At 67.9% G+C, this 4,698-nt stretch carries 4 protein-coding genes and 2 pseudogenes; all 6 read right to left on the bottom strand.

Features of this window, described 5'->3' with window-relative positions; all coding sequences use genetic code 11:
- A pseudogene (locus IF89_RS48505) lies at nt 1-204 on the bottom strand (IS5/IS1182 family transposase); the annotation flags it as partial.
- A gap of 108 nt (nt 205-312) precedes the next feature.
- The gene (locus IF89_RS0134335; protein WP_030776605.1) at nt 313-942 is read right to left on the bottom strand and encodes a DUF305 domain-containing protein; all 630 of its coding nucleotides are present in this window, start codon (nt 940-942) and stop codon (nt 313-315) included.
- Nucleotides 943-1,059: 117 nt separating this feature from the next.
- Complete coding sequence (locus IF89_RS0134330; protein ID WP_030776601.1) at nt 1,060-1,467, bottom strand: DUF6153 family protein; 408 nt, start codon at nt 1,465-1,467, stop codon at nt 1,060-1,062.
- Between the two features lie 115 nt (nt 1,468-1,582).
- Nucleotides 1,583-1,669: pseudogene (locus IF89_RS45315) on the bottom strand (IS5/IS1182 family transposase); the annotation flags it as partial.
- Between the two features lie 770 nt (nt 1,670-2,439).
- A complete protein-coding gene (locus tag IF89_RS39050) occupies nt 2,440-3,477 on the bottom strand; it encodes a serine hydrolase (protein WP_030776598.1) in 1,038 nt (345 codons plus the stop codon).
- A gap of 433 nt (nt 3,478-3,910) precedes the next feature.
- Nucleotides 3,911-4,090 carry a hypothetical protein gene (locus IF89_RS46575; RefSeq protein ID WP_030776595.1) on the bottom strand — a complete coding sequence of 60 codons (180 nt, stop codon included), beginning with the start codon at nt 4,088-4,090 and terminating at the stop codon, nt 3,911-3,913.
- Between the last annotated feature and the right edge of the window lie 608 nt (nt 4,091-4,698).

The following is a 4,698-nucleotide window of genomic DNA, read 5'->3' as shown; positions in this document are numbered from 1 at the left end:
GGAGGCCTTGGCGCTCTGGGCGCCGATCACACAGGCCGACGGCTCTGCGTCCCGGCCCTCCTTCTCTCGCAGAAGCTTCCGAAGCAGGCCGTTGAGCTGGGCGGACACGCCCTCGTCCGCCCATTTGGCGAAGTTGCCGCAGACCGTGTGCGGGAAGCCGTGCGGGAGGCAGCGCCACTGGAATCCGGTGCGGTCGGCATAAAGGGGCTGAGCCGGACGACGGCGGCCAGTCCTGCAACCTCCCCAAACAGCTTGGCCCGCTTTAGCAGCCCCGGGGGGCGCGGTGCCCGTCCCGGTGTTGCGGCCGTCCGGTCAGTTCCTGCCGAGCAGCTTGTTCATCTGGGTGATCTCGGCGGTCTGGGAAGTGATGATCGCTCCGGCCATCTGCTTGGCGGGCGCGTAAGCGCCGTCGGCCTGCTCGGCCTCGGCCATCTCGACCGCACCTTCGTGGTGCTTGATCATCATCTCCATGAAGGCGGTGTCGAACGCCTTGCCCGAGGAGTTCTTGAGCTTGTCCATCTCCCCGGCGCTCATCATGCCGCCGCCACCGCCGTGCTTGGAGTGGTCCATGGCGCCCTCGGCGGGCGCCTCCTCGCCCCAGGAGGCCAGCCAGCCGGACATCGTCTTGATCTCCGGGTCCTGGGCCTTCTTGATGTCCTCCGCGAGCTTCTTCACCTCAGCCGACTCGGCCCGGCTCGGCGCGAGGCCGGCCATCTCCACCGCCTGGCGGTGGTGGGGGATCATGCCCTTAGCGAAGGCGACGTCGGCGGCGTTGTGCTGGCCCAGGGCGGCTGGCCCAGAGGCGGACGGGGACGTGGCGGTGTGGCCGTCGTGCCCGGCCGAGCTGTTCCCGTTGCCGCCGCAGGCGGCTAGGACGAGAGCGGCCGCACCCGCGGCAGCCACGGCAGTGGTACGACGGACGAGAGAACGCTTGCTGATCATGGTGATGCAACTCCTTCGCGCAGCCGCAGCAGGCCGCGCCGGTGTTCATGGGAGGGGGGCGTGCGAAGCTGGGCACCAGCAACCGGAACGACCGGCAGGGGTGCCGCGCGGGCCGCTCTATATCCGCAGAAGTTGCAGCTCAGAAAGGTCGGGGGGTGCCCGGGCGCTTCGCGTCGAGGCCGCCGCCTGGGTCACCGAGACGGCGGCGGGGGACGCGTCCGGCAGCGCGCTCGTCAGTGGGGGCGGCGTGTACGCCGAGCCGATCCCGGCTGCTGCACAGGACCCGTCCGCGTGGTCCAGGTGATCCGACCCGCCGTCCGTGTGCGAGCATCCCGCGCTCGCATGGGACACACCGGCTGCGGGCACGGCCACCACCGTGTCGTGGCCTGCCTTCGTGCGCGGTGGCGGCGTTCCTCCCGGGCCGAGGGCGTACATGCCCAGCAGGCCGGTGAGCACCGCCATCACCAGCAGCGCAAACAGCCGCCCAGCAGGGCGGCGGCTCGACAGCTGCACGCAGGAGGTCACGCGCTCATCGTACGATCCGCCTGCGGCCGTGGCCTTCCGCTGACTGGAGGGTCCGCCGACCGGTGGGCAGCAGCAGCCGCGGCGCCCAGGCGCCCCAGTGGCGGTAGCCCACCCACCGTTCAGTCGGCTCGCGGGTGACGATCAGCATCGTGACCCACTCGACCAGGGCGTGCGGGACATCGAGTACGGCAGGATAAGGAAGTGACGAGGCCCCCGAGTTGAAGAGCTGTGGACGTCAGACATCCCGCTCAACAGCCCGAGGGCCTCGCCTGTTACGCCCGCCTTGCCGTCACCCGATCAGTGGCCAACCTGGACAAGCTCCTTCTTCCCGTCGCTCGCTGGGATGCCCTTGCGGTATCGCCGCTGGCGGCAAGCCTTGGAACAGCGAAGCTCGCGAGGGGCCGGCTCGGTTTGCCGCACTCCGTGCATTCGACGGTTTCCATGATCTGAACGCCCCCGGGCCTGGTGGATCACCCAGCTCACAAGGATGCCGATCATGGCTGGCGTAAGTACCACGGCGAACTGCGTGAACGCGCGACGCGCCTGGCCATCGAGGCCCGCGAAGACCCGGCTGCGCCGGGGCGGTCAACCGCATCGCCGACCAGCTGGGTGTGCACCCCGAGGCACTACGGGGGCGGGTGAAGCGGGCCGAGATCGACGAGGGGCACCGCTGCCGGGGCCACCGGCACGGAGGCCGCCCGGATCTCCGACCTCTGCACGTCCGCCCGGCCCCCGGTCAGGGGCGTTCTTGGGCTGCAAGGTGCACCTGCCGTCGGTCTGCTTGACGGCTTCCGCAGCTGACTGCCTGTGTGGCCGGTTTCCTTGCAGGCCACTGGATGATGGTGGTCGCGTCGTCGCCGCCGTCGGTCACCTCCAGCGTCCGTGCTCGCCGAGCCGGTGGCCGACAACGGCTGCCCTTCGGGTCGGGGTTGCACCATGGGGCGCTTGGGGCCGTGGTGTGCGCGGGGGTGTTCAGCCGTTCAGTGGCCGCAAGTTCGCGTCGGGGCGGAGTGGTTCATAGCCCTGGGCGGGTGATTGGTCGGGGTGCAGGCCGTGGTGCACAGCGCGGGCCACCCGCTCGATGGTGTCGATGCCGTAGATGAATCCGGTGTGGGCCGCTCGGTTGGCCGGAACTCTGTTGTTCTGCGTGAGGACCACCAGGTCGTAGTTGTAATGGTTGCCGGTGAAGGCGCCCATGCTGTTGACTTTCCAGTCACCGCGGTCGAAGGGGTTGTCGGGGCCGTCGGGTGAGCGTTGCAGCCACCCGTTCTTCACCTGGATCGTGGACGCTTCGGGAGCCCCGGCCGGCGTCCCCCAGCGCTGGTCGTCCTGTACGTTCCGCATGAGGCCGAGCGCGTAGATGCGTGCTTGTCGGCTCAGGACCGAGTTGTCGGTGCCGGTGAACAGCTTGAGCAGTTTCGCCAGGTCGGTTGCGGTGACTTGGGTGAGCCCCCAGGAGCCTTCCTTGTCTGGGACGGTCTCCTTCATCCCGGCCGCGTCCAGAAAGTTTTGTATCTGCACCGGGTCGGGCCTTTTCGGATCACGAAGGTCCGACAGTTGCCTCCACAGGGCGGTGGTGGCCTCATTGTCAGAGTTTTTGATCATTTTTCGGGCCAGTGTCTGCTCCTTCTGGGTCAGGCTCCCCTTCTTGGCCAGGAGAAGAGCTCCGAGGACGATCGGCTTCACGACGCTGGCTGAGTCCTGCCTCTGGTGTGCGTTGAAGGTGCAGGTGGTTTTCGTCGCGCGGTCGTGAAGGGCCACTGAGGCCATACTGGTGCGGCTCTTCAGCGCTTTTGCAATGTCGCGGGAGAGGCGCTCGGCCAGCTTTCCGTCAGAGGAGAAGCATTCGACATATTTGCTGCCCACCTTGGCCTTCGCGGACGTTTGCAGCCGGACAACCGGAGCATGCGAGAGGGCGGCTGCACCTGCGGGCGCGATCGCTGGCAAGGAGACGGCGACAACAGCTGCTGCCCCTATCCCCAGCTTCGAAGTCTTCTTGTTGATGCACATGACACGGGTCCTCGGACGGAGCTGCGAATGGAGCCGCAGCGCAGATGCGAATGGGGGTGTGGTTGATCAGCGGCCCGGGCAGTGGCGGTTGCGTTGCCCTGTGTCAGGAGGTGTGTCAGGAGGCGGCTGGAGAAGGGCATTTCCCTTGCGCCTCATGGCGCCAGCCCCCGCCGCCTAACGCTGTCGGCACGGTCGCAGCCCGGATACCAGGGCAGGCGAATACGCCGGGCCGTACCGCGTCCGGGCGGTAGACGAGCGTCGATACCAGTGACGAGGAGGCAACCATGACCGCACAGTCCGGCCCCAGCCGACCGGCCCGGCTGCAACCCGCCCATGGGAACGCTCATCGAACTGCACGAGGCACTGTCGACGCGGGGCTTGGCGAACCGCCAGCGGTTCGGGGAGGGGCTCGACGCCCCCGACCTCGACGACCTCACGAAGGTGCGCGGGTCTTGCGGGTCTCCTCGGTCTGGGCTGCCTCGATGCCGGCGGTGGCGGCAGCGGATGCCGCCGGGGCGGGCTGCGCGCTGTCGGCGGCGAACGCGGTTCCCGCCATGCCTGCCGGGGCGGCGATGCCGGCGGCGACGACTGCACCGAGCAGTCCGCGGCGCATCCGGCCTACTGCAATCCGGCGGATGTTCATTTCAGAGGCTCGCATATCGTTTGCTTTCATTCCAGAGGCGCCACAAAAGATGATGTATTTCCCATCCTGGACAGCCTGACCCCTGTGACACCTCCTCTGACCAGCCACACCTGCACCTGGACCGCGTTCCACCGAACAGGCCTTCCCCACCCGCAGCAGAGGCCTGCCACCATGCCGACGCGACGTTGGCCAGCCGGAGCAGATCGGGATGACGAGCTCGCGGACCTGGCGGTATCGCAGTGGGCGAGGTGCCGGGGAGGAGCCCAGATGAGGACGATCTGCGAACGTGGCCGTATCCGCTGGGGACCCAGGCCCGGTAGGCTCCGCGGACCCCCGGCAACTGCCGCCACAGACCCCGTTCGCTACCACAGTGCGGGGCGAGGTCCTGGAGATCAGCACCAGTGACCACAGTGTCCTGGGGACCCTGGAGACAGGCCCCGCCTCCCAGTGGGACGCCGCAATGGCCGTCACGCCGTCTTCTGTCAATGCTCCCGCAGAATTGAGCACGCTCTGCTCCTTGGGTTCTAACGCTTGTCGCAACACTCCTTGATCATGATGGGTGTGTTGATGGCGAGGGT

Origin of the sequence: Streptomyces sp. NRRL F-2664, from assembly GCF_000719345.1 — a bacterium.
GTDB lineage: Bacteria > Actinomycetota > Actinomycetes > Streptomycetales > Streptomycetaceae > Streptomyces.
The sequence above is the reverse complement of the archived record's forward strand: the minus strand, read 5'-3'. Positions and strand labels throughout refer to the sequence as shown.

Coding starts and splice junctions, on each gene's coding strand:
- IF89_RS0134335 (WP_030776605.1), bottom strand. CDS start 942: ATGATCAGCAAGCGTTCTCTCGTCCGTCGTACCACTGCCGTGGCTGCC.
- IF89_RS46575 (WP_030776595.1), bottom strand. CDS start 4,090: ATGCGCCGCGGACTGCTCGGTGCAGTCGTCGCCGCCGGCATCGCCGCC.
- IF89_RS39050 (WP_030776598.1), bottom strand. CDS start 3,477: ATGTGCATCAACAAGAAGACTTCGAAGCTGGGGATAGGGGCAGCAGCT.